Genomic DNA, 24,339 nt, shown 5'->3' with positions numbered 1-24,339 from the left:
GAAAGGCGGTAAGAACATGAGCAAAACCAAAAAAATTCTTATCGCCGTTTCCGGTCTTCTGTTGGTTTACTCTCTTGCCTCCGCCGCGAGAATTTACTTGCGGGATTATGAGGCGGAGAAGCAAATACAAGAGCTGCCGCATCCGACGGAAGTCCGGAAATCGCATTCGAACGCGGGCGGGGGTGCCGCAACCCCCTCGCTTCTCACCGCGAAGCAAGAGCCGGCCATGCTCCCCGAGTTTCAAGAGCTGCACGCGAGAAACCCGGACATCGTCGGCTGGCTGTCTATCGGCGGTACCCGAATCGATTACCCGATCATGCAGAACGCGCAGGACGAGGAATTCTATCTCGATCACGATTTCGATAAAAAGCCGAACATCAACGGGCTCCCTTTTTTGGACGCCGCCCACAGTCGGATAGACGATTCGAACATTTTGCTGATTCACGGACATCACATGAAAAGCGGCTTCATGTTCGCGGATCTGATGAAGTACAAGAAAGAAAGCTACTACAAGGAACATGCGGTGTTCCAGTTCAGTACTCTTTACGAAAAAGAAGAATATGAGATTGTCGCCGTCATTCTGTCCAAGGTTTATCGCAAATCGGACAACGTTTTTAAATACTACCGGATCGAGAACGCGGCAACGCCCGGCGGGTTCGATTCGTACATGCAGAACGTCAAAAAACTCGCTCTTTACGACACAGGCGTGACAGCCCGGTATGGCGACAAGCTTATCGTACTGTCTACGTGCGAATACTCGACCGACAACGGCCGGTTAGCGGTAGTCGCCCGAAAGCGGGAATAAGGAGACACCTGCGGAAGCACTTCCCATCTCCGGCATGCCAAGAAGGTCACCCATAGGTGGCCTTCTTCCATGTCGTGGAAGAAGGCGTCACTCCTTTCGAGATTCCTTGACCGCTGGGGCCCGTTGCCTTATAGTGGGTACTGTAACCCTGTGATTGATCAGTATTCATAACATTGAGGTGTGCCTGGAAATGCCGGAAAAAATCTACGTCGGTGCGGACATCGGCGGTACCGCCATCAAGGTTGGCATATGCAACGAGAGCGGGGACCTTCTTCAAACTTATGAAGGCCCGACGGGAACGGAGCAGGGGACGGACAGGATCCTCGGCAACATTGCGGGTTATGCCCGGCATGTCGTGTCGGAGTCGCCGTATACTTGGGATCAGGTGGCCGGGGTCGGAATCGGCATCGCCGGATTTATGGATTTCGATAAGGGCTTCATCAAATTTTCGCCGAATTTGCCGCTGACGAACGTTCCTCTGAAGGATCATTTGGAAGCGGTCTTGAATAAACCGGTCAGGGTTAACAACGACGCCAACGTCGCGGCGCTGGGAGAAGCATGGGGCGGCGCGGGGCGCGGGATTTCCAGCGTCGTGTGCTATACGCTCGGCACCGGCGTGGGCGGCGGCATCGTCGTCGGAGGGCGGCTGATCGAGGGATTCTCCGGAATGGGCGGCGAGCTCGGCCATATGTCGATCGTCCCGGACTTGGAAGCGATCCAGTGCGGATGCGGCAAAATGGGCTGCTTGGAGACGGTATCGTCGGCGACGGGCATCATCCGGATGGCCAAAGACGCCGTCGAGCGGGGGGACCGCACGACGCTGTCGCTCATCGAGACGATCACCGCGAAGGATGTCGTCGACGCCGCGAAGAACGGCGATGAGGTCGCCCAGCGGATCGTCAGCCGGGCCGCCTACTATCTCGGCAAATCGATGGCCACCGTGGCCGTCATCGTCAATCCTCAGCGGTTCATCCTCGGAGGCGGCGTCAGCAAAGCCGGGGAGTTCCTATTCGCCCAAATTCGCGAAGTCTTCCACAAGTACGCACAGGATAAGGCGCAGGAGGGTGTCGACATCGTGGCGGCCGAACTCGGTAACAATGCCGGCGTCGTCGGCGCAGCCGGATTGATGCATAACGCCTGATTCCGTTATACGGCGCCTGTTCCGACGCGGCTCCTCCGCGCGGTTCAGGCGCCCTGTCATTCCAGGGGAGGTACGGACATGGAATTGCACGGATCACAACCGACGCTCGTCATCATCACCGGCATGTCGGGTGCGGGCAAGACGATCGCGGTCCAGAGCATGGAGGACCTCGGGTTCTTCTGCGTGGACAATTTGCCGCCGGTCCTTATTCCGAAGTTCGCCGAGCTGATCGAACAGTCGCAAGGGAGGATCGCGAAGGTGGCCCTCGTCATCGACTTGCGGGGCCGCGAGTTCTTCACCGCCTTGTCGGAATCGCTCGGCTTCATCCGGGAGCACTACACGATCCATTACGAAATCCTGTTCCTGGACGCGACCGACTCGGTGCTCGTGCAGCGGTACAAGGAAAGCCGCCGCCGCCACCCGCTCGCGCCCGAGGGCATGCCGCTGGACGGCATCCACATGGAGCGCAAGCTGCTGGAGGACCTGAAAGGCTGGGCCACGCAGGTAATCGATACGAGCAGCCTGAAACCCGCCCAGCTGAAGGAAAAAATCGTTTCCCGATTCACCAACCTCGACCGGAACCGGATCAATATCAACGTGACTTCCTTCGGCTTCAAGTACGGGGTGCCGATCGACGCCGATCTCATTTTCGACGTCCGGTTTTTGCCGAATCCGCACTACGTGGAGAACCTGCGGCCGAAGACCGGCCAGGACCAAGAAGTGTACGACTACGTCATGAAATGGCCCGAAACCCAGACATTCCTGCAGAAGCTGCTCGACATGCTGCAGTATTTGATTCCGTTGTACCAGAAGGAAGGCAAAAGCCAAATCGTCATCGGGATCGGCTGCACGGGCGGCAAACACCGTTCGGTGGCGCTCGGCGAATATTTGGGCAGAATGCTTGCCGCCGGCGAGACCGAAACGGTCAGGGTTCACCACCGCGATGCCGAACGCGAGCGGCAAGGGTAGGTGAAGGAATGGAATCGACTGCGACACGGCCCCGGCTTCCCCGCATCGTCGTGATCGGGGGCGGAACGGGTTTGTCCGTCATGCTTCGCGGCCTCAAGATGAAGCCGCTCGACATTACGGCCATCGTGACGGTGGCCGATGACGGCGGGAGCTCGGGCATTCTCCGGGAGGAGCTGCAGATCCCGCCGCCGGGCGACATCCGGAGCGTGCTGACGGCGCTGGCGGATACCGAGCCTCTGCTGTACGAAATGCTCAAATACCGCTTCAACAACGGGACCGGCTTGGCCGGTCACAGCCTGGGCAACCTGATCCTGGCGGCGATGACCGAGATCACGGGAGACTTCGTGACCGGGATCAAGGAGCTGAGCCGGGTCCTCGCGGTGAGAGGGCGCGTATTGCCGGCGGCGAACCAGGCCATCGTATTGAAAGCGGAAATGGATGACGGAACGATCGTCGTCGGCGAATCTTCGATCCCGAAGGCGGGCATGTCGATCCGCCGGGTCTTCATCGAACCGGAGCGCGTGGAGCCGCTTCCGGAAGCCGTGGACGCGATCCGGGAGGCGGATGCCATCCTGATCGGGCCGGGCAGCCTGTACACGAGCATCATTCCGAACCTGATCGTGCCCAAGCTGGCCGAAGCGATCGTCGCATCGGATGCGGTGAAGCTGTTCGTATGCAACGTCATGACCCAGCCGGGCGAGACGGACAATTATTCGGTGAGCGACCATCTGGCCGCGATCCACCGCCATATCGGGCATCATTTATTCGATTATGTCATCGTGAACAACGGAGAGATTCCTCCGCAGGTCCAAAGCCTCTACGCCGAGCAAGGCGCGAAGGCGGTCCACCTGGACCTGGAGGAAGTGACCCGCCGGGGTTACAAGGTCATCGCCGATAAGCTTGTCTTGTTTAGAACGTATTTGCGCCATGACGCCGCGAAGCTGAGCGACCACATTTACCAGCTCGTGGAGAATTGGATGCTTCGGAAGGGGTAAGAACGATGTCTTTTGCGGCCCAGACCAAAAAAGAATTGACGCTGGTGGATTCCGAATCCTGCTGCGAGCGGGCGGAGCTCTCCGCGCTGATCCGGATGAACGGCTCGGTCGGGCTGACGAACAAACGCATCGTGCTGGACATTTCCACCGAAAACGCCGCTATCGCGCGGAGAATGTACACGCTGCTCAAACGGCATTTTAACGTCCCGACGGAATTGTTGGTCCGCAAGAAAATGCGCCTGAAGAAGAATAATGTTTACATGGTGCGGGTCCCCGGGGGCGTAGAGGAGCTTCTCAAGGAACTGGCCATCACGACGGAGGGCTTCCAGTTCCACCCGAGCATCGACAAGAACCTGATCAAGAAAGGGTGCTGCAAGCGCGCTTATTTGCGGGGCGCTTTCCTGGCCGGCGGGTCGGTGAACAATCCGGAAGGCTCTTCGTACCACCTCGAGATCGCTTCGATGTACGAGGAGCATTGCCGCGCCCTCGTGGAGCTGGCGAACAAGTTCCATTTGAACGCCCGGTTCATCGAGCGCAAGAAAGGCTTCATCCTGTACATCAAGGAAGGCGAGAAGATCATCGAATTCCTGAGCATCATCGGAGCCCATCAGGCGCTGTTCAAGTTCGAGGACGTCCGCATCATGCGGGACATGCGCAATTCCGTGAACCGGATCGTCAACTGCGAAACCGCCAACCTCAACAAGACGATCGGCGCGGCCGTCCGGCAAATCGACAACATCAAGCTGCTGCAGAAGGAAGTCGGGCTAGAGAATTTGCCGGAGAAGCTCAGGGAAGTGGCGGAAATCCGTCTCAAGCATCCCGACATCAACCTGAAGGAGGTCGGCGATCTGCTGAAAGGCCAGGTCAGCAAGTCCGGCGTGAACCACAGGCTGAGGAAGCTTGACGAATGGGCGGAAAAAATCCGGAACGGCGGATCATAACGATATGGCGCTTTTGTTCCAAACAATGTTATAATATTGTATGAAACCATGCACGGAAGATCATGTGCGGGTTGGTTGAATCATGATAGGGGGTAGCCGTTCCAATGACGAGACAGCCGGTGGTTGTTCGGCTCAAAACGGGGCTTCACGCCAGACCGGCGGCGCTTTTCGTGCAAGAAGCCAATAAATTCTCCTCCGACGTCTTCGTGGAGAAGGACGACAAGAAAGTCAACGCCAAGAGCATCATGGGTATCATGAGTCTGGCCATCAGCTCCGGCACGGAGGTCTCCATCAGCGCGGAAGGTTCCGATGCAGAGCAAGCTGTAACCGCTTTAGTCCAGCTTGTCAGCAAAGAAGAGCTGGAAAACCAGTAAAATCAACCGCTCAAAGCTCCCGTGAGGGAGCTTTTTGCATTTTTTCGGCAATGGCGATGTAATTTTGAAACCTTTGTTGTCCATCCTGCGTCCATAGGATCAAACGCGCAAAAGGGGCTGATGACGGGTGATGAAGAAGGGTTGGAAAATGGCGGTTGTGGTCATGGCGGCGGCCGTGATCGGGTGGTTCGGGATCGGCAAGGGGGAGGTCGGCATCGTGAAGGCAGAGACGGCAGCGGCGTCGGGAAGCCAGACGGCGCTGAACACGATTACGGTGGGCGCGACCGGTTCCGTCATGGTCGATCCGGACATCGCCTACGTGAACGCGGCGGTGGAGACGCGCGGGGCCACGGCGGGCGAAGCCCAGCAGGACAACGCGAACAAATTCGCCGCGATCGAGAAGGTGCTGTATGAGAAGTTCGGACTGAGCAAGAAAGACGTGCAGACGACCGGTTTCTACGTACAGCCGGAGTACAATTACATGGAGAAGGAAGGGCGCAAGCTGATCGGATACACCGCTGTCCATTCCGTGAAAGTCAGCTACCGGAAGCTGGACGAGATCGGCAAGCTGCTTGACGCCATGTCCGCGGCCGGTGCGAACCGGATGGACGGCGTGCAGTTCTCGACGGAGAAGGCCGACCAATACGAGCTGGAAGCCTTGAAGAAAGCGATGGCGAATGCCGACGCCAAGGCGAACGTGCTCGCCGCTTCCGCCAAACGTCAGGTCAAAGGCGTCGTGAACATCGTGCAAGGCGCCGCTTCCGCGCCTCCGGTGATGTATGCGGCAATGGAGAAGTCGATGGCGGCGGATTCGGCCAGCGCGCCGACTTCCGTTCAAGCGGGACAGATCGAGATCAGCACGAGCGTAACGGTTCAGTATCAGATGTAACGAGTATATCCTTGCGTACATTCCGTTTCGAACCGGAGGTTCGTTCAAGCACGGAGAAAGAATATTCGGCACAGATAAGCCCCGTCCGGATGTGGCGGGGCTTATTTGCGCTTAACGCAGACTTACACCGAATTCGACGCTGCCCCGGCAATCGGCTTCGGGCTCTGCCTGTTATGATTGTCGCCCCACTGGCACATGGCTTCCAACACCGGAATCAGCGTCTTGCCGTGTTCGCTCATCGAATATTCCACCTTGGGAGGGACCGAAGGATAGATCGTGCGCGTCACCAGCCGATCGATCTCCAGCTCCCGCAAATGCTGCGCCAGCATCTTCTGGGTGACCTCGGGAATCAACTTCTCCAGCTCGCTGAACCTCTTGGAGGAGTTCAGCAGATGCCATAAAATCAGGGGCTTCCATTTGCCGCCAACGACTTGAATCACGGTCTCGATGGGGCATTTTCTGTCCTCCCCGGTTTCCGCGCGGACAAACATGATATCCCTCCTTGCCTATACTTACTTTCAAGTGAGTACCCGACATCAAAGTGCGTTCTTATCAAGATCTTAGAGCAATGTTAAGCTTCAATCAACCCAAAGATGATAAATAAGGAAACAATTTGAAGGAGGGCAAGGAAGATGAAAATCATCGTTTTCGGAGCAACGGGAAATACGGGAAGAAGAGTGCTGGCGCAAGGGGTTCGGATGGGGCTTGAAATGACCGCCTTTGTGCGAAGCCCCGAGAAGCTGTATGAACAGCAAGGAGAGCGTGCGACAAGGCTAGTGAAGGTGATCGCGCAAGATATCATGGATCCGCACAGCGTCCGCGAGGCGCTCTCGCATCAAGACGCCGCGATTATCACAGCCGGACATGCGGGGCAGGGAGATGAATTTGTTCGAATCGTCGATAACATTGTCAGCCAATGCGAGGACCACCCCAGCTACACCGGGCGGGTATGGCTAATGGGTGGAGCCGGCCTGTTGGATATTCCGCATACCGATCTCATCGGCAATCATCTACCCGGCTTCCCGCCCATGTATCAGACGCACAATCGGAACCTCGAGAGGCTGCGGCGGAGCCGGCTCGACTGGTCCGTGATGTGCCCGGGAACGATGGTCGATTCGACCTGGCACCCGGAGCCGATTCGCTTGCATGTGACGACGGACATCTTGCCCTTGTCCGTTCCGGAGACGATCAAGGAACTTTCCGAGGCCGATATCGCCGGTTATTTGTTCAGCCGGCTTCAAGAGCTGAATGTCGCTTATGAGGACGTGGCGAATTGGATGCTGAACCATGTCGGGCTCGACGGGCCGTATAAACGGAAAAGGGTTGGACTCGCTTATCGAAGCGATATTCCGGCGCGCTGAGGAGGGAACAAGAGTGAACAGCTTGTATGGATGGCTGCTTGTTTTTCATGTATTGGCGTCGATGGCCGTCATCGGCCCCGCGTTTGTCGTGCCCGTCATCCGCAGATCCGCCAGAACCGCAGGCCAGCTGCGGTTTGCTTTCGGCGTCGCGGCCAAGCTGGCATTCCTGCCCAAAATCGGCGGAGTCGTCCTTATCGTGACTGGAGTTTGGCTCATGGCTGAGACTCAGATAGGGTTCACCCAAATATGGCTGAATGTAGCCATCCTGCTCTCGCTGTTAATGATCGTCGCGATCGGCGCCATGATCGAGCCGCGAGCGAAGAAGATCATGCAGATGATGCCCGAAAATCAAGGTCAAGGGGACGAGATTCCTCGCGAGTTCGCGCAAGCGATGAGAACGATCGTGCCGTTCGAATCGGCGGCGCAGGCGCTGATGGTTGCCATTACCGTGCTTATGGTCTTGAAGCCATTTTGAAGAAGCTCGACCGTCCAGCCTCCCGTACCACCGAACGACCTCGCCAGCCAGCGATTTTTGGGGAGGGAAGAAAAAACGCCGCCTCCGGTTCGGAGCGGCGTTGTGGATGGGAAAGACAAGCACCCACGGGATCATGCTTCCCGTCGGTGTTCCAAATGGCGCATCGAGATCGCTTCTTCCAGCAATTCGATGAACTCTTCGGATAAGTTCATTTTCTTGGCTTCACGGTACACTTCCAGCAGGTGTTCATCTTGCAGCGGGCGGAGCAAAGACGCTTTATCGCTTAAGCGGCGAGCGGCTATCAGCTCGACGGGATCGCCATTGGAGCGCGGATCGGACTCGCTTGATTCCGGCTGCTGGGACACAAGATAAGGATAGGTCCGTTGGTTCATGTTCGGGATCCCCCTATTCCAGAGTTCCTAGTAAAAAACTAGAATTGGAGGTTACTGGTACAACCTCTGTTGAAAGGATACCATGGATCGCTTGCGAGGAAGAGGGGGGATTCAAATCTGCGAATTCTTCTTGACGGAATAGGGGAGATATGGTATGAGAAATCCCCTTTCGCAGAAGGGCGGAAGGGGATTTGGTTTGCGCGGCGCCAAGGTGGCATTCCGCTCAGATTTTCTCGATGACCTTGTCGATCAGGCCGTATTCCATCGCGGTGGCGGCTTCCATGAAGTTGTCGCGGTCCGTGTCCTTCTCGATCCGCTCAAGCGGCTGTCCCGTACGTTCGGACAGGATGCGGTTCAGCTTGTCGCGCAGTCGGAGAATGCGGCGGGCTCGGATCTCGATGTCGCTGGCTTGGCCTTCGGCGCCGCCGAGCGGTTGATGGATCATCACCTCGCTGTTGGGCAGCGCGAACCGTTTGCCTTTGGCCCCAGCCGCGAGCAGGAACGCTCCCATGGAGGCGGCCATGCCCACGCAGATGGTGGAGACGTCCGGCTTGATGAATTGCATCGTATCGTAAATGGCCATGCCGGCCGTGATCGAGCCGCCCGGGCTGTTGATGTACAGGCTGATGTCCTTCTCCGGATCTTCCGCAGCCAGGAAGAGAAGCTGCGCGATGATGGCATTGGCGACCACGTCGTTCACGGGAGTGCCCAGGAAGATGATTCGGTCTTTCAACAAACGGGAATAAATGTCGTAAGCCCGTTCTCCCCGGTTGCTTTGTTCGACGACCATAGGTATGAAACTCATGTGTGACGTCCCTCCTCATTGGAATGGATTTGCTTGGTTTCTCCATCATAATCAATTCGCATACGAAAGTCAAAGATGGTCAAAATATTATCGCCAACCCCCGAAGTTAAAGTTCCGCCATCCCCCTAAGTCAAAGTTCCGCCAACCCCCTAAGTCCCCCTTCCCCGGAAGGGGGATTCCGAGGCGCTGCGCCCTCTGGACTCCCGCATGTTTTGTTCGGCGCACTTTGCTGTGCTTGAGTGGAGAGGAGGAGGGGGGTAAGGAGATTCCCCGGTGCACAACGGGTGCCATCAAGAGTCTATTGGCTGAGAGATAAGCCAGTTCGAGAAGCTTGACGAGGCTGTCGAGTCGCGGGTGGGAAGAGATAAGCTTGCCCGGTGAGCTTAACGTGGCTGCCGAGTCGCGGGTGGGAAGAGATAAGCTTGCCCGGTGAGCTTAACGTGGCTGCCGAGTCGCGGGTGGGAAGAGATAAGCTTGCCCGGTGAGCTTAACGTGGCTGTCGAGTTGCGAGTGGGAAGAGATAAGCTTGCCCGGTGAGCTTAACGAGGCTGTCGAGTTGCGGGTGGGAAGAGATAAGCTTGCCCGGTGAGCTTAACGAGGCTGTCGAGTTGCGGGTGGGAAGAGATAAGCTTGCCCCGGGAGCTTAACGTGGCTGCCGAGCGGCTGGTGGTGCGAGTTGAGTCAGAAAGACCGGCGTAAAATGGCTGCGTGATGGCGGTCGGTCGACCATGTGCGCGCAGTTCCCGGCGCGAGGTGATTTGGCGTTGATGAGCGGTTCCACAGGAACGGCTCTTTTTTGCGCATAACAAAAAACCGACCGTATGGAACGGTCGGTTGTGATCTATGCTAGAAGTTGGCGCGCCCGTAGGGAATCGAACCCCAATCTCAGGCTCCGGAGGCCTGCGTCATATCCGTTGGACCACGGGCGCATGATGTCACATCAAGGACAGCAAAAATTATTATAGGCGATGACGGGCCAAAAAGCAAGCCGTATTCGGTGGTTAATTTTGTCGGCTTCGGGAACGTTGCATCTTGCAAGTCAAAGAATCTTTAGCTAAAATAAAGGTGGGACCAGAAAAGAACCTGCGGGACGATTTACGTCCAGCACGAGAGCATTCATCCCGTACCATCCATCCGCCATCGGGAGGGCCAGCGGAAAGAATGCGGAATCTACTCGAGATCCAAAAGAAATTGTTGCCCGATCTGATGCAGGTCCTGCAGAAGCGTTACGATATCTTGCACCGGATTTCCACATCGGGGACGATCGGCCGGAGGTCGCTCGCGTCCGAGGTCGAGATGACGGAACGCGTGCTGCGCGCGGAGCTGGAGATCCTGCGGGCCCAAGGCCTGCTGGTGACCGGGACGGCCGGCATGACGCTAAGCGAGGCGGGTCGCCAACTGGTGGAGGACATGGAGCCGCTCGTGAAGGAAATGTTCGGCTTGTCCGAGTTGGAGGAGCGCGTTCGAACCGCTTTCGGCTTGAAACGGGTCGTCATCGTGCCCGGCGATTCGGACGACTCGGAGCATGTCAAGCTCGAGATCGGCCGAGCGGGAGCCCGTGTGCTGCGGGACAGCATGTCGTCCGGCGATGTCGTCGCGGTGATGGGCGGATCGACTATGGCGCGTATGGCTTCGCATTTCTCGATTCCGACTCCCCTTCGCGATAGTTGGTTCGTACCGGCCAGAGGCGGTCTCGGCGAAAGCGTGGACTTTCAGGCGAACACGATCGCTTCCGAGCTGGCGAAACGAACGGGCGCCCGGTACCGGATGCTTCACGTGCCGGACCATCTAAGCGAGGAAGCGTACCAAACGATCATGCAGGAGCCCGGCGTGCGGGAAGTCGTGGACATGATCCGAAGCGCCCGCATCGTGGTGCACGGAATCGGGGACGCCATGACGATGGCACGGCGGCGCAAGCTGAACGACGTCACGATCAAGGCGATTCTGCACGAAGGCGCGCTCGCGGAAGCGTTCGGCTACTACTTCGACCGGGACGGCAAAGTGGTCCACCGCATGGCGACGGCCGGATTGCGGCTCGAGGATATCGAGGCGGCGGGCATCGTCATCGGAATCGCCGGAGGCAAAAGCAAGGGAGAGGCGATCGCCTCGGTGCTGCGTTTCGGCCACGACGATGTGCTGGTCACGGACGAAGCCGCTGCGACGGAAGCGCTCCGGCACCTATAGTTTTCCCGTTACAAGTGTGGTCTTGGCGTTTCAGACGCCTGTCATAGATCAAATAAACCGAAATCTTCAAGGAGGCAAATCATTATGGTGAAAGTCGGCATTAACGGATTTGGCCGTATCGGCCGCAACGTGTTTCGTGCATCTCTGAACAACCCGAACGTGGAAATCGTCGCGATCAACGACCTGACCGACGTTAGCACGCTCGCGCATCTGCTCAAGTACGACACGACACACGGTCGTCTGGACGGAACCGTTGAAGTGGGCGAAGGCGCCCTCATCGTCAACGGCAAATCGATCAAAGTGTTCGCAGAGCGCGATCCGGGCAACCTGCCGTGGGCATCCGTAGGCGCTGAAATCGTCGTCGAATCGACGGGGATCTTCACCGCGAAAGAGAAAGCCTCCCTTCACCTGAAAGGCGGAGCTAAGAAAGTCATCATCTCCGCTCCGGCTACCGACGAAGACATCACGATCGTTCTGGGCGTCAACGAGGACAAATACGACGCCTCCAAGCACACGATCATTTCCAACGCTTCCTGCACGACGAACTGCTTGGCTCCTTTCGCCAAAGTTCTGAACGACCAATTCGGCATCGTCAAAGGCATGATGACGACGATCCACTCCTACACGAACGACCAGCAAGTGCTCGACCTGCCGCATAAAGACCTGCGCCGCGCGCGCGCCGCAGCCGAGAACATCATTCCGTCCACGACGGGCGCCGCGAAAGCCGTTTCCCTGGTTCTTCCGGAGCTGAAGGGCAAGCTGAACGGCATGTCGTTCCGCGTGCCGACGCCGAACGTTTCCGTAACGGACCTCGTGGCCGAGCTGAAAGTGAGCGTCACGGTCGACGAAGTGAACGCGGCACTGAAAGCAGCCGCCGAAGGCCCGCTCAAAGGCATCCTGAACTACTCCGACGAGCCGCTCGTGTCCAGCGACTACAACGGCGACCCGGCTTCCTCCACGATCGACGCGCTGTCGACGATGGTCATCGAAGGCAACATGGTCAAAGTCGTTTCCTGGTACGACAACGAGTGGGGCTACTCCAACCGCGTCGTAGACTTGGCTGCTTACATCGCGTCCAAAGGACTGTAATGTAAAAGGGGTTCCTTTACAACCCTTTTCCGCCATCCCCCTAAGGGCTGCCAACCCCCTATGTCCCCCTTCCCGGGAAGGGGGATTCCGAGGCGCTGCGCCCTCTGGACACCCGCGACTACGACTGTAGAGCTCGTAACTTACTTGGGTGGAAGGAGTGGGTGCGGCGTCCTTGGGGGACATACTTACAAAGATAGTCGGCGTTTGTCCCGGATTGCTGCTGCAATGCCGGGACGCGTTTTACCTTATAGCGCTCCTGCAAGACCCAGCGGATGCGAACCGGACTCCTGACGGAGTCCTGCTTCGCGCCGGTGGGGTTAAAAGGTGTATTGAGGAGGCAATCCGTTCATGAACAAGAAAAGCGTACGAGACGCGCAAGTGGCGGGCAAGAAGGTGTTCGTCCGCGTCGATTTCAACGTGCCGCTCGAGAATGGCGCGATTACGGACGACACCCGGATCCGGGAGACGCTGCCGACGATCCGCTACCTGATCGAGAATGGCGCCAAAATCATTCTCGCCAGCCACATGGGGCGTCCCAAAGGCGAAGTGGTGGAAGAGCTGCGCCTGACGCCTGTCGCTGCCCGTCTGTCCGAGTTGCTCGGCAAGCCGGTACAGAAAGCGGACGAATCGATCGGAGCGGCCGTGAAGGCCAAAGCCGACGCGCTGCAAGCCGGCGACGTGCTGCTGCTCGAGAACGTCCGGTTCCATGCGGGCGAGGAGAAGAACGACCCGGAGCTGGCCAAAGCCTTCGCCGAGCTTGCGGACCTGTACGTGAACGACGCCTTCGGCGCCGCGCACCGCGCTCATGCTTCCACGGAAGGCATCGCGCATCATCTGCCGGCCGTTGCCGGCCTTCTGATGGAGAAAGAGCTGGACGTGCTCGGCAAGGCGCTTCATAACCCGGAACGCCCGTTCACGGCGATCGTGGGCGGCTCCAAAGTCAAGGACAAGATCGACGTCATCAACAAAATGATCGAGATCGCGGACAACATCATCATCGGCGGCGGCCTCTCCTACACCTTCTTCAAGGCGCAGGGCTACGAAATCGGCCAATCGCTGTGCGATAACTCCAAGCTGGATCTGGCCCTCGAGTTCATCGAGAAAGCCAAGAAGCTCGGCAAGAACTTCCTTCTGCCGGTCGACGTGGTCGTCTCCGACGATTTCAGCGCGACGGCCAACACCAAGATCGTCGGCGTGGACGGCATTCCGGCCGACTGGGAAGGCATCGACATCGGGCCGAAATCCCGCGAGATCTATGCCGAAGTCATCAAGAACTCCAAGCTGGTCGTGTGGAACGGACCGATGGGCGTCTTCGAAATCGAGCCGTTCTCCCACGGTACGCTCGCAGTCGCGCAAGCCTGCGCCGAAACCTCTGCCTACACGGTCATCGGCGGCGGCGATTCCGCGGCGGCGGCCGAGAAATTCCATCTGGCCGACAAGATGGACCACATTTCCACCGGCGGCGGCGCGTCGCTCGAGTTCATGGAGGGCAAAGCCCTTCCCGGCGTCGTAGCGCTGAACGACAAGTAAAGCGAGTGGTGATACGATGAGCAGAACCCCAATCATTGCAGGCAACTGGAAAATGTTCAAAACGGCGTCCGAGGCGGTATCGTTCGTGAACGAAGTGAAGGGTAAAGTCGAAGTCGAAGGCGTGCAAAGCGTCGTTTGCGCCCCGTTCACCGCGCTCCCGGCACTGGCCGAAGCCGTCAAAGGCACGACTCTGAAGGTAGGCGCGCAGAACCTCCATTTTGAAGACAATGGGGCGTTCACGGGCGAAATCAGCGGCATCATGCTGAACGATCTCGGTGTCGATTTCGTCATTATCGGGCACTCCGAGCGCCGCGCATACTTCGCGGAGACGGACGAGATCGTGAGCAAGAAGGTGCACGCGGCTTTCCGCCACCATCTGATCCCGATCGTGTGCGTCGGCGAGAAGCTGGAAGAGCGCGAAGCCGGCCAAACGAAGGAAGTCTGCCGCGTGCAGACGGAAGCCGCATTCAAAGGCTTGGCCGCGAGCGAAGCGGCGCAAGTCGTCGTCGCCTATGAGCCGATCTGGGCGATCGGCACGGGCAAATCGTCCACGGCCGAAGACGCGAACGAAGTCATCGGCTACATCCGCGGCGTCATCCGCGACTTGTTCGACGAGAATACGGCCAGCCAAGTGCGCATCCAGTACGGCGGCAGCGTGAAGCCGAACAACATCCGCGAGTACATGCAGCAGCCGGAAATCGACGGCGCGCTCGTAGGCGGCGCGAGCCTGGAGCCTGCGTCTTACGTGGCGCTGGTCGAGGGGGCGAAGTAAGATGGCGGCCCCCAAACCCGTTGCCCTCATCATCCTCGACGGCTTCGGCCTCCGCGAGGAAACGCACGGCAACGCCGTGGCGCAGGCGAAGAAGCCGAACTTCGACCGCTACTGGTCCACATACCCGCATACCCCGCTGACCGCGCAAGGCGAAGCCGTCGGGTTGCCGGAAGGCCAGATGGGCAACTCCGAGGTCGGCCACTTGAACATCGGCGCCGGCCGGATCGTGTACCAGGACCTGACGCGGATTTCGAAGTCGATTCGCGAAGGGGAATTTTACGAGAACGAGACGCTGCTCGGCGCCGTTCGCCATGCGAAAGAGAAAGGCAAGAAGCTTCACCTGTACGGCTTGCTCTCCGATGGAGGCGTGCACAGCCACATCGCGCACCTGTTCGCTTTGCTGGAGCTGGCCAAGAAGGAAGGACTGAGCGAAGTCTATATCCACGCGTTCCTCGACGGACGCGACGTCGCGCCGGACAGCGCGGTCGGATATTTGGAGCAGCTGCAGGCGAAGATTAAGGAAATCGGCATCGGCCGGATCGCCACCGTTCAAGGCCGCTACTACGCCATGGACCGCGACAAGCGCTGGGAGCGGACGGAGAAATCGTACCGGGCGATGGTGTACGGAGAAGGCCCGGCGTATACCGATCCGATCCAAGCTGTCAAAGAATCCTACGAGAAGTCGGTCATGGACGAATTCGTCATGCCGACCGTGATCGTGGGTGAGGCGGGCAAGCCGGTGGGCCTGGTGGAATCCGAGGACTCCGTCATTTTCTTCAATTTCCGTCCGGACCGGGCGATCCAGCTGTCGAACGTTTTCACGAACGAAGATTTCCGCGGGTTCGACCGGGGACCGCAGTTTCCGAAAAACCTGTATTTCGTGTGCATGACGCTGTTCGCCGAAACCGTCGGAGGTTTCGTCGCCTACAAGCCGAAGGAGCTCGATAACACCTTGGGCGAAGTGCTCGTGCAGAACCATAAGAAACAGCTGCGAATCGCCGAAACGGAGAAGTACCCGCACGTTACCTTCTTCTTCAGCGGAGGGCGCGACATCCAGCTGGAAGGCGAAACGCGCATCCTCATCAACTCGCCGAAGGTCGCGACCTATGACCTGCAGCCGGAGATGAGCGCATATGAAGTAGCCGACGCAGCGGTTAAGGAGATCGAAGCGGAGAAACACGACGCGATCATCCTGAACTTCGCCAACCCCGACATGGTCGGCCACTCGGGCATGCTCGAGCCGACGATCAAGGCGGTCGAAGCGACGGATGAATGCCTGGGCAAAGTCGTCGACGCGATTCTCGCCAAAGGCGGCGTCGCCGTCATCATCGCCGACCACGGCAATGCCGACATGGTCATCGACGACGAAGGACGCCCTTTCACCGCCCATACGACGAATCCGGTGCCGTGCATCGTGACGAAGCCAGGCGTAACCCTTCGCGATGGCGGCATCCTGGCCGACGTGGCGCCTACTCTGCTGACTTTGCTCGAGCTGGCGCAACCGAAGGAAATGACCGGCAAAAGTTTGATACAATAGCCTTATGCGTTTTCCCAAACCCGATCAGTAGAGGAGTGTCGAAGCATGACCATCATTACCGACGTTTATGCACGCGAAGTACTCGACTCCCGCGGCAACCCGACCGTGGAAGTCGAAGTCCGTCTGGAGTCCGGGGCCCTCGGCCGCGCCATCGTGCCGTCCGGCGCCTCCACCGGCGCTTATGAAGCCGTTGAGCTGCGCGACGGGGACAAGTCCCGTTACCTCGGCAAAGGCGTTCAGAACGCCGTCGACAACGTCAACGAGAAAATCGCCCCCGAAATCATCGGCCTCGACGCGATCGACCAAGTGCTGATCGACCGCACGATGATCGCGCTGGACGGCACGCCGAACAAAGGCAACCTGGGCGCGAACGCGATCCTCGCCGTATCCATGGCCGCAGCTCGCGCGGCTGCTGATGCCCTCTCCATCCCGCTGTACGCTTACCTGGGCGGATTCAACTCCAAAACGCTGCCGGTTCCGATGATGAACATCGTCAACGGCGGCGCGCATGCCGACAACAACGTCGACGTGCAGGAATTCATGGTTCTTCCGGTGGGCCTGCCTTCCTTCAAGGAAGCTCTCCGCGCCGGCGCTGAAATCTTCCACGCGCTGAAATCCGTTCTGAAGGCCAAAGGCCTGAACACGGCCGTAGGCGACGAAGGCGGCTTCGCGCCGAACCTCGGCTCCAACGAAGAAGCGCTCTCCACGATCATCGAAGCGATCGAGAAAGCCGGCTACAAGCCGGGCGTCGACATCTTCCTCGGCATGGACGTCGCTTCCACGGAGTTCTTCAAAGACGGCAAATACCACCTCGAAGGCGAAGGCAAATCCTTCACCCCGGCGGAATTCGTCGACCTGCTCGCGAGCTGGGTCGAGAAGTACCCGATCATCTCGATCGAAGACGGCTGCTCCGAAGACGACTGGGAAGGCTGGAAGCTGCTCACCGACAAGCTCGGCGGCAAAGTCCAGCTGGTCGGCGACGACCTGTTCGTGACGAACACCGAGCGTCTGTCGCAAGGCATCGAGAAGGGCATCGGCAACTCCATCCTTGTCAAAGTGAACCAAATCGGCACGCTGACCGAGACGTTCGACGCGATCGAGATGGCGAAACGCGCGGGTTACACCGCGGTTATCTCCCACCGTTCCGGCGAGTCCGAGGACAGCACGATCGCCGACATCGCCGTGGCGACGAATGCCGGCCAGATCAAAACCGGCGCTCCGTCCCGTACGGACCGCGTGGCGAAGTACAACCAGCTGCTCCGCATCGAAGACATGCTGGGTACGACCGCGATCTACGGCGGCAAAGCGGCGTTCTACAACCTGCGCGGCCTGAAATAAGTTTCGCAGGCGAGCAACGACGAAGAAGGCAGACGAACGGGTTTCCGTTCCCTGCCTTCTTTATTTATCATTCAGAATTCGATAAAAACGACATTCTATGTCCCTACAGGACGACGAAGTCGTTTTGACTTGTGTCCATGATCATTCGATGACGATCAATGCTCTTTCAAGCGTTCCTCCGCGAAATGGATAAAGGCTTGCGCCGCGTGATTCAAATATTTGTCCGACCGGTAGATGATGCTCATTTCCCGGACGGGCGGATCCTCGCGGATCGGGATGAAACGCAGCTGCATTTGATCGAGGGAGGCCAAGAGCGAATTCGATAGGATGGTGACCCCGATGTTCTCTTTGACGAAAGTGAAGAGGGACGGATTGGAGGACGTTTCGACCACCACGTTCAGCCCAAATCCGCGCTGCCGGCAATGGTTCTCGAGAAACTCGCGCCCCCAGAATCCTCTCGGATACGTCACGATCGGCAGCTCTTTGAGTTCGGTCAAGGAGATGGATGCACGGGCGGACAACTCATGATCTTGAGGTACGACCAGGCCGTATTCCTCCCGGGTGAGCGGACGGATGACCAGCCGGCTGTCGTATAGAGGCGTTACGGAGATGCCGATATCGATCCCATTGCTCAGCACCAGGCTTGCGACGTCGACTTCCGCGACGATTTTCAGCTTGATGTTCGGGTATTTCTTGCAGAACTCAATGAACATCGGGGTCAGCCGGTAATCGAGCTCGGAAGGCAAAGCCGCGACGCCGAGGCTCCCTCCCCGTTGATGGCGGAGCTCGTCCAATTCGTGCCGGGCATTCCGGAGATTCTGGAACATCCCACGGGCGTACTTCAGCAGGACGGAGCCGGCCTCGGTGAGCGCAATGCGTTTGCCGATCCGGTCGAAGAGGGGCATTCCGAGTTCTTCTTCCAGCGCTTTGATTTGCAGGCTCAGATTCGGCTGCGAGACCCCCATCTTGTCCGCTGCCTTCGTAAAGTGCAATTCATCGCACGCCGCGACGAAATATTCCAGCTGCCGAAGCTCCATGCGTTCCGCTCCCCTCTAAGCCTTCGCCGAATTGCACGACAATCATTTTCAAAACAAATCGTTATCATAACTTTAATATAATTGATAAATGATCAGACCCCAAGTAGTATGGGTTCATCCTAAGACGGTACTGCGAAAGGGTCATGCGAGATGAGAAAAAACGTTCTGATGGTCGTCGCTTTATTCCTGGCCTGCTTGAATTTGCGTCCTGCGATCAATTCCATTGCCCCGCTGCTGGAGAACATAAGGGCGGAACTCGGAATGAGCGCCGCCTTGGCAAGTCTGTTAACTTCCATTCCGGTCTTGTGCATGGGAATCTTCTCTCCGCTCGCGGTGAAAGCCGGGGGCAAATGGGGAATCGAACGGATCAAGGGGTTATCGCTGGTGATCATCGGCACCGGTACCGTGATCCGGCTGTTCGCGAATACCGCATCCCTTCTGCTTATTTCGGCGTTGATTACCGGGATCGGGATTGCGTTCATCGGTCCTCTGTTGTCCGGTTTCATCAAACGGCATTTTCCCGGGCACGTTCCGGCCATGATTGCCGTATATACGGTTGCCCTTACGATGGGGGCCGCTTTCGGTTCCGCGCTCTCTGCTCCGCTTCTGCACCTGTTCCATTCCTGGCAGCGATCGCTGGCGTTCTGGGCGGTGATTGCCTTCGTTGCCGCGTTCGCGTGGTGGTTGTTCGTGAATCGGCAAATCAAAGGAAAGGCGGAAGCGATCCCTGCTGGGACTGCTGGGACTGCGGGGACGAAAGCCCGGTTGCCGTGGGGGAACGGGAAAGCGTGGATCTTGACGGTCTCCTTCGGTTTATTGGCGATGCTGTTCTATTCGTTTACCGCATGGCTGCCTCAAATGATCCAAGGCATGGGATACGCCAAATCATACGCCGCCACTTGTTTAACCGCATTCGTCGTGATTCAAATTCCGGTCAGTCTGGTGCTTCCGATTCTGCTTCGAAAATTGCCGTCCCGCCGCTTGTGGCTGTTCGTATCCGGTTTGATCGAGTTTGCCGGGCTGATGCTGTTTGCCGTGCAAGCGGATCCGCTCCCCGGTTCCGCATTGATCGGGATCGGAGCCGCCGGAGTGTTTTCCTTGAACCTGATGCTGCCGATCGATGCGACGGATAACGCCCAAGATGCGGCCGCCTGGTCGGCGATGGTGCAATCGGCCGGTTACGTCATCGGTGCTGCAGGTCCCCTCCTGCTGGGCTGGATTCACGATGCCACCGGCAGCTTCGCTTCCTCCATTGCCGGGATGGCCGTGATGATCCTCGTGATGATGGCGGTCCAATACGCGGCAACGGCCCCGAAATCGCGGGTGCATCGGGATGGTGCGCATGCGCTGGGGACGAACGCGAGATGAACGTTACACTTTGATCTGTTTCACCGACGCTTGCAGCTCGTGCGTCATTCCGTTCAGCGTTCTGGATTCGTCCGCAACCTGCTGCATCATACCGGATTGTTGATCGGACAACCCACGGATCCGTTCCGTTTGCTCCGCGACTTCGCCGGCGATGTGCGCCATCCCGGCTGAGCTTGCTGCAACCTCCTCCGCTCCGGCGGACATTTGCTGGGCTGCGGCCGATACTTCCTGGATCTGCTCGGCCACGGTCCGGAACGCCTCTACCACGCGTCCGAAAGACTGCTCCGTCTGCATGGATAAGGCGACGCCTTCGCTCACTTCCCTGGAGGCGCGATCCATGATCGCCCCGATTCGATCCGAATCGGATTTAATGCTGCTCAGCAAAGACGAGATGGACACAATGGAGGCGGAGGACGCATCGGCCAGCTTCCTCACTTCTCCCGCTACGACGGCAAACCCTTTGCCGTGTTCTCCCGCCCGGGCGGCTTCGATTGCGGCGTTCAGCGCCAGGAGTTTGGTCTGGTCGGCGAATTCCGTAATCGTGCTCAGGGCTCCTTCGATCTGCTCCGAGTATCCTTGCAACGCCGCGGCGGTCTTCAAGGCCTCGCCCGCATGGGAAGCGATATGGCGGACCTGATCGTTCATCCTGGCGATCGTTGCCTGGCCGGATTCCGCGATACCCAGCGTGCTAACGGCCGCATCGGAAACGGTCGTGGAGGCTTCCGTTACCCGTTGAATGACGGCGGCCATTTCCTCCATCGCATGGGCGCTGTCCACGGCGCTTGATTTCTGGGATGACGCCCCGGCGGCGATTTGTCCGATCGCCCCGCGGATGACCTGGTTCATTTGGAGCATGCGCTCCGCGTCCTGGGTAAACCGGTCCGAAATGAGCACCAACCGGGAAGACGTGTTCGTCACGTTCGACACGATGTCGCGGATGATTTCATTCCAGTTGCCGGACATCGAGGTCATGGCTTGGTAGGCTTTGCCCACTTCGTCTTCGGAGCGGACGGGATTCGCGGTGAAGAGGGCATACGCCTGGGCGAGATCGCCTCGCGCCATGCTTTCGGCACCGGCGGTCAGGTTACGGAGCGGACGCAGCGCCCTCGCGATAAACCAGATGGCGAAGGCGATACCGATCGCCGCCGCGGCCAGAATCAGTACGTAGTAGAGGAGGCTCTCCCGGAGGACGCTCATCGTGATGCCGTTCACCACTGCCGCGCCGGTATCGATGCCTAACAGCCCCATGAACTTCCCGTTCGGATCGGTGACTGGAGCGTAAACGCTCATGTACCGGCCGTACTTCGGATCGTCCGTAATCGGGGAGCTTGCGCTCTTCCCATTGCGGAGCGCCGCGATGTCTTCCGCATCGATGTCCGTTTCTTCGTTGATCGGCGAGGCCACATCGGATTTCGGAGGCTGTCCGTCGATCATGATCCGGGGCACGCCGTTTGCATCGATGACCACGAAATAAACATAGAGAGCGTTAATCTGCGTGCGAAATCGGTCCAACTCTTGGCGCAGGGACCAGTACAGGTCGTTTTCCCGGGGGTCCTTCAGGAATTCCGCGTATTTGCGGGCATCCAATTGGGCGGCATAGCCGCTCACGATTCTCATTCCATGCTCGGCGAGCGCTTTTTCGGCTGCCGATTTCGTATTGAGGGTTTGCATAAAGATGCATCCAGCCGTGAGCAGAAGAAATACGGCCGTTATCACGGCTGCAATGCGAACGGTTAAGCGCTTTCTGATCAACGAGAACAACCCCATCACCCATGCCTCTTCGCAAATTCTTCGACAATTCCTATAATTCTTCGACAAACCGTAGGGAACTTCCTTCGTTTGAAGCAGAGAAAACTGAAATTTATGGTGATTTACATACATCAACCTCTTGAGCCTGACCTCGCGTCAGGTTTTCTTCACACTATGGTTTCCGGGGAGTGGTTTTAGGGAAGCGAGAGGGGAGCCGTTTTACGGTTCTGGCGGTCCCGTTGGCGTTCTGCTCGTCTTTCGAAGCGGATTTTGCGACTTATAGGTCGTGTCTTCAGGAGTTGCGAACGCTGTAGTGACTTCCGGAGACGTTATATCTGCGAAACCCTCGAGTATGAACGCTGTAGTGACTTCCGGAGACGTTATATCTACGAAACCCTCGAGTATGAACGCTGTAGTGACTTCCGGAGACGTTATATCTGCGAAACCCTCGAGTATGAACGCTGTAGTGACTTCCGAAGACGTTATATCTGCGAACTCCCGACTACGAAGGCTGTAGTGACTTCCGGAGACGTTGCGAAATACTTAGGTGTGCTGCCAGGTATGTTGGGGAAAACAGAACCTCGCAACCGGTCTGTTTTAATACTGATCGCACGAGCACGCAAGGTGCAGATGCGCAAGTTAAAAAATATTTGAGCTGCCTGTCGATTTTGCCGTTTCCCATTCGTTGCATGAATGTAAGCGACCTTGAGAGGGTCAACAAATCGAGGAGGATGAGATTTATGATGACAATCGAACGGGAAATGAGAACGGGCTTGAAAACGAACGTGTCGAACGGAAAAGGAAAGATATGGACCGCGCGAATCATGAGCGGAATCGTCATTCTGTTCATGCTGTTTGACGGAATCATGAAAATCGTGGGGCCGGAACCCGTTGTCAAGGCTACGCTCGAACTTGGGTTCGCGGAGCGGCATATGGCGGTCATGGGCGTGCTGGGACTGCTCTCTACCCTTTTATACGCCATTCCCCGCACGTCAATCTTGGGTGCGCTGCTGTTGACGGGATATTTGGGAGGCGCGATGGCGGTTCAAGTCCGGGTGGATGCGCCGCTGTTTTCCAATATTCTATTTCCCGTCTACTTAGCGGTTTTGTATTGGGGCGCCATCTGGATCCGGGATGAAAGAGTTCGGAAACTGATTTTATTTCGGGATTGACAACGAAGAAGGCGGGAGGAGTTCGGCCTGCCGATCGGGAACTAATGATGAAATCGAATTTTCCGTCGCTCGAAAGTGCGATGCTAACCCATAAGGAGGAGAACACGATGCGATTCATGATGGTTGTCAAGGCGACGAAGGATTCCGAGGCTCCGCCATATGGGAGCCCCCGGTTTCGCGATCGCGCTCATGCGCGTAATGCCCTTCTGGGCCCGGTTAAGAGCCGTAGCCCATACGCTGCCCTATGATGTTGCCGTCATGGGAGACTTCTCCCTTCCGGAACCGCGATTCGCGTCTATCTCCGTTCCGACGCTCGTGATCGGCGGCGAGAAAAGTCCCGCGGCACTTCGGCATGCCGTATCCAAAGTCGCCGACATCCTGCCGAACGGCGAGTCGCGGTTTCTGCCAGGTCAAAACCACAACGTATCGATGAAAGTATTGGCGCCCGTCCTGAAATCCTATTTCACCGGAAAAGACTAGTTTTTTTCGATTCAGCTGTTTCACGTGTCGATTTCCAACCTTCCTATTCGTTGTCGTTATAGAGGCGGGTTGCCGGGTAGGGTTCGGCGGCTTGGCCCGATATCGAAGCAGGAAGGAGCAGATCTCGTTGCGGTTTATGCTGATTTGCAAGGCGTCACGGCAATTCGAAGCGGGCGTCAAGCCGTCGTCCGAGCGAGCGGAGGCATGGAAGGAGTACTGCGAGGAATTGGTCAAGGCAGGCGTGCTCCTTGCAGCGGAAGGGCTGTATCCGAGTTCGGAGGGGATTCGGCTCTCGTATCCCGTCTCCGGAGGGAAGCCGAGAGTGACCGTAGGACCTTTTGATGAGGTCCAAGGGTTGGTCGCAGGTTTCATGATGATCGAGGTGGAAACCAAGGAAGAAGCGTACGTATGGGCCATGCGTTTGCCGGATCCTCACGGATACGGCGAAGGGGGAAGTCGAGCTTCGGCAAGTATGCGACCCGGCGGAATGGATTCGCGGTGCGGGAATGAGGCTTCTGGAAGCGGATCTGCGGGATCAGGCGGATATGATCCATAAACCATAACGCGAGAAAATGCGAGGAGATGGAACGGATGAACGAAGAGGTTAAAGCATTTATCGAAAACTTACAGGAACCTTGGCAATCGGAGCTTTGCTCACGCCTGCGCGATATGGTTCACCGGACGCTGCCGGATGTACAGGAGCGCATGCAATACAAGAAGCCGCATTTTCTGCAAAACGGAAAATACGCAGCCGTAATTTCGACATCGAAAGACGCGGTCAGCTTTACGATCTTTAACGCGAGCGGAGTGGACTTTCCGGATGGGCTGTTCGACGGTCCTCCGGAACGCAAAACGATCAAAATTCGGAACGGCCAGGCCGTGGATGACGAAGGGCTGTCGGCGTTGTTGAGGCAGGCGGCTTCTTCATTATAATGG

Annotated in this window: 25 protein-coding genes and 1 tRNA gene; 20 read left to right on the top strand and 6 right to left on the bottom strand. The window is 57.7% G+C overall.

Annotated elements, in window-relative coordinates; all coding sequences use genetic code 11:
• Positions 1-16 precede the first annotated feature (16 nt).
• The 7 genes from GE107_RS23480 to GE107_RS23450 all read left to right on the top strand — a co-directional run bounded on the left by GE107_RS23480 (position 17) and on the right by GE107_RS23450 (position 6,114).
• Entirely contained in the window at positions 17-805 is a 789-nt protein-coding gene (locus GE107_RS23480) for a class B sortase (RefSeq protein WP_219643770.1), read from the top strand.
• A gap of 190 nt (positions 806-995) precedes the next feature.
• Entirely contained in the window at positions 996-1,946 is a 951-nt protein-coding gene (locus GE107_RS23475; RefSeq protein ID WP_219643769.1) for an ROK family glucokinase, read from the top strand.
• Positions 1,947-2,024: 78 nt separating this feature from the next.
• Entirely contained in the window at positions 2,025-2,915 is an 891-nt protein-coding gene (rapZ, locus tag GE107_RS23470) for an RNase adapter RapZ (protein ID WP_219643767.1), read from the top strand.
• Positions 2,916-2,923: 8 nt separating this feature from the next.
• Positions 2,924-3,910 (top strand): gluconeogenesis factor YvcK family protein, encoded by a 987-nt coding sequence (locus tag GE107_RS23465; protein WP_219643765.1) that lies wholly within the window; start codon positions 2,924-2,926, stop codon positions 3,908-3,910.
• A 5-nt stretch (positions 3,911-3,915) separates the two neighbouring features.
• A complete protein-coding gene (whiA, locus tag GE107_RS23460) occupies positions 3,916-4,851 on the top strand; it encodes a DNA-binding protein WhiA (RefSeq protein ID WP_219643763.1) in 936 nt (311 codons plus the stop codon).
• A 104-nt stretch (positions 4,852-4,955) separates the two neighbouring features.
• A complete protein-coding gene (locus tag GE107_RS23455; RefSeq protein ID WP_123042820.1) occupies positions 4,956-5,225 on the top strand; it encodes an HPr family phosphocarrier protein in 270 nt (89 codons plus the stop codon).
• Between the two features lie 130 nt (positions 5,226-5,355).
• Positions 5,356-6,114, top strand: a complete 759-nt coding sequence (locus GE107_RS23450; RefSeq protein WP_255570815.1) for an SIMPL domain-containing protein — start codon at positions 5,356-5,358, stop codon at positions 6,112-6,114.
• Between the two features lie 122 nt (positions 6,115-6,236).
• Here GE107_RS23450 and GE107_RS23445 read toward each other — a convergent pair whose 3' ends face one another.
• A complete protein-coding gene (locus GE107_RS23445; protein ID WP_219643759.1) occupies positions 6,237-6,605 on the bottom strand; it encodes a winged helix-turn-helix transcriptional regulator in 369 nt (122 codons plus the stop codon).
• Between the two features lie 141 nt (positions 6,606-6,746).
• Here GE107_RS23445 and GE107_RS23440 point away from each other — a divergent pair, with 141 nt between their 5' ends.
• Both GE107_RS23440 and GE107_RS23435 read left to right on the top strand, forming a co-directional pair.
• Positions 6,747-7,475, top strand: a complete 729-nt coding sequence (locus GE107_RS23440) for an NAD(P)-dependent oxidoreductase (protein ID WP_219643757.1) — start codon at positions 6,747-6,749, stop codon at positions 7,473-7,475.
• A gap of 13 nt (positions 7,476-7,488) precedes the next feature.
• Positions 7,489-7,950 (top strand): DUF2269 family protein, encoded by a 462-nt coding sequence (locus GE107_RS23435; RefSeq protein WP_370636509.1) that lies wholly within the window; start codon positions 7,489-7,491, stop codon positions 7,948-7,950.
• 131 nt (positions 7,951-8,081) lie between these two features.
• Here the strand turns inward: GE107_RS23435 and sda are convergent, their stop codons facing one another.
• The 3 genes from sda to GE107_RS23420 form a co-directional block, all read right to left on the bottom strand.
• Positions 8,082-8,342, bottom strand: coding sequence for a sporulation histidine kinase inhibitor Sda (gene sda / locus GE107_RS23430; protein WP_219643753.1), 261 nt, complete (start codon positions 8,340-8,342; stop codon positions 8,082-8,084).
• Between the two features lie 223 nt (positions 8,343-8,565).
• Positions 8,566-9,147 (bottom strand): ATP-dependent Clp endopeptidase proteolytic subunit ClpP, encoded by a 582-nt coding sequence (gene clpP, locus GE107_RS23425; RefSeq protein ID WP_219643750.1) that lies wholly within the window; start codon positions 9,145-9,147, stop codon positions 8,566-8,568.
• 854 nt (positions 9,148-10,001) lie between these two features.
• A tRNA-Arg gene (locus GE107_RS23420) sits at positions 10,002-10,076 on the bottom strand.
• Between the two features lie 232 nt (positions 10,077-10,308).
• On the opposite strand from GE107_RS23420, the gene GE107_RS23415 reads away from it, so the two are divergent.
• The 6 genes from GE107_RS23415 to eno all read left to right on the top strand — a co-directional run bounded on the left by GE107_RS23415 (position 10,309) and on the right by eno (position 17,597).
• Complete coding sequence (locus tag GE107_RS23415; protein ID WP_219643748.1) at positions 10,309-11,331, top strand: sugar-binding transcriptional regulator; 1,023 nt, start codon at positions 10,309-10,311, stop codon at positions 11,329-11,331.
• Between the two features lie 84 nt (positions 11,332-11,415).
• Positions 11,416-12,420 carry a type I glyceraldehyde-3-phosphate dehydrogenase gene (gene gap / locus GE107_RS23410; RefSeq protein ID WP_219643746.1) on the top strand — a complete coding sequence of 335 codons (1,005 nt, stop codon included), beginning with the start codon at positions 11,416-11,418 and terminating at the stop codon, positions 12,418-12,420.
• Positions 12,421-12,768: 348 nt separating this feature from the next.
• Positions 12,769-13,950: a phosphoglycerate kinase gene (locus tag GE107_RS23405; protein ID WP_219643744.1), complete on the top strand. Its 1,182-nt coding sequence runs from the start codon at positions 12,769-12,771 to the stop codon at positions 13,948-13,950.
• Positions 13,951-13,966: 16 nt separating this feature from the next.
• Positions 13,967-14,722, top strand: coding sequence for a triose-phosphate isomerase (tpiA, locus tag GE107_RS23400; RefSeq protein WP_219643742.1), 756 nt, complete (start codon positions 13,967-13,969; stop codon positions 14,720-14,722).
• A gap of 1 nt (position 14,723) precedes the next feature.
• Positions 14,724-16,259, top strand: coding sequence for a 2,3-bisphosphoglycerate-independent phosphoglycerate mutase (gene gpmI / locus GE107_RS23395; protein WP_219643740.1), 1,536 nt, complete (start codon positions 14,724-14,726; stop codon positions 16,257-16,259).
• A gap of 45 nt (positions 16,260-16,304) precedes the next feature.
• Positions 16,305-17,597 carry a phosphopyruvate hydratase gene (gene eno, locus GE107_RS23390; protein ID WP_219643738.1) on the top strand — a complete coding sequence of 431 codons (1,293 nt, stop codon included), beginning with the start codon at positions 16,305-16,307 and terminating at the stop codon, positions 17,595-17,597.
• 155 nt (positions 17,598-17,752) lie between these two features.
• Here eno and GE107_RS23385 read toward each other — a convergent pair whose 3' ends face one another.
• The gene (locus GE107_RS23385; protein ID WP_219643736.1) at positions 17,753-18,634 is read right to left on the bottom strand and encodes a LysR family transcriptional regulator; all 882 of its coding nucleotides are present in this window, start codon (positions 18,632-18,634) and stop codon (positions 17,753-17,755) included.
• Between the two features lie 150 nt (positions 18,635-18,784).
• Between GE107_RS23385 and GE107_RS23380 the strand changes: the two genes are divergently transcribed.
• A complete protein-coding gene (locus GE107_RS23380) occupies positions 18,785-20,002 on the top strand; it encodes an MFS transporter (protein WP_219643731.1) in 1,218 nt (405 codons plus the stop codon).
• A 3-nt stretch (positions 20,003-20,005) separates the two neighbouring features.
• Here the strand turns inward: GE107_RS23380 and GE107_RS23375 are convergent, their stop codons facing one another.
• On the bottom strand, positions 20,006-21,673 hold the full coding sequence (locus GE107_RS23375) for a methyl-accepting chemotaxis protein (RefSeq protein WP_219643729.1): 1,668 nt from the start codon (positions 21,671-21,673) through the stop codon (positions 20,006-20,008).
• Positions 21,674-22,494: 821 nt separating this feature from the next.
• On the opposite strand from GE107_RS23375, the gene GE107_RS23370 reads away from it, so the two are divergent.
• The 4 genes from GE107_RS23370 (at position 22,495) to GE107_RS23355 (ending at position 24,336) form a co-directional block, all read left to right on the top strand.
• Positions 22,495-22,923: a DoxX family protein gene (locus GE107_RS23370; RefSeq protein ID WP_219643818.1), complete on the top strand. Its 429-nt coding sequence runs from the start codon at positions 22,495-22,497 to the stop codon at positions 22,921-22,923.
• Positions 22,924-23,082: 159 nt separating this feature from the next.
• On the top strand, positions 23,083-23,403 hold the full coding sequence (locus GE107_RS23365; protein WP_219643728.1) for an alpha/beta fold hydrolase: 321 nt from the start codon (positions 23,083-23,085) through the stop codon (positions 23,401-23,403).
• Positions 23,404-23,539: 136 nt separating this feature from the next.
• Complete coding sequence (locus GE107_RS23360; RefSeq protein WP_255570813.1) at positions 23,540-23,959, top strand: YciI family protein; 420 nt, start codon at positions 23,540-23,542, stop codon at positions 23,957-23,959.
• A 35-nt stretch (positions 23,960-23,994) separates the two neighbouring features.
• Positions 23,995-24,336 carry a DUF1801 domain-containing protein gene (locus tag GE107_RS23355; RefSeq protein ID WP_219643727.1) on the top strand — a complete coding sequence of 114 codons (342 nt, stop codon included), beginning with the start codon at positions 23,995-23,997 and terminating at the stop codon, positions 24,334-24,336.
• The last annotated feature ends 3 nt before the right edge of the window (positions 24,337-24,339 follow it).

This window comes from Cohnella sp. CFH 77786, from assembly GCF_019400745.1.
Taxonomy (GTDB): domain Bacteria; phylum Bacillota; class Bacilli; order Paenibacillales; family Paenibacillaceae; genus Cohnella.
This window is presented reverse-complemented; position numbering and strand designations above follow the sequence as displayed.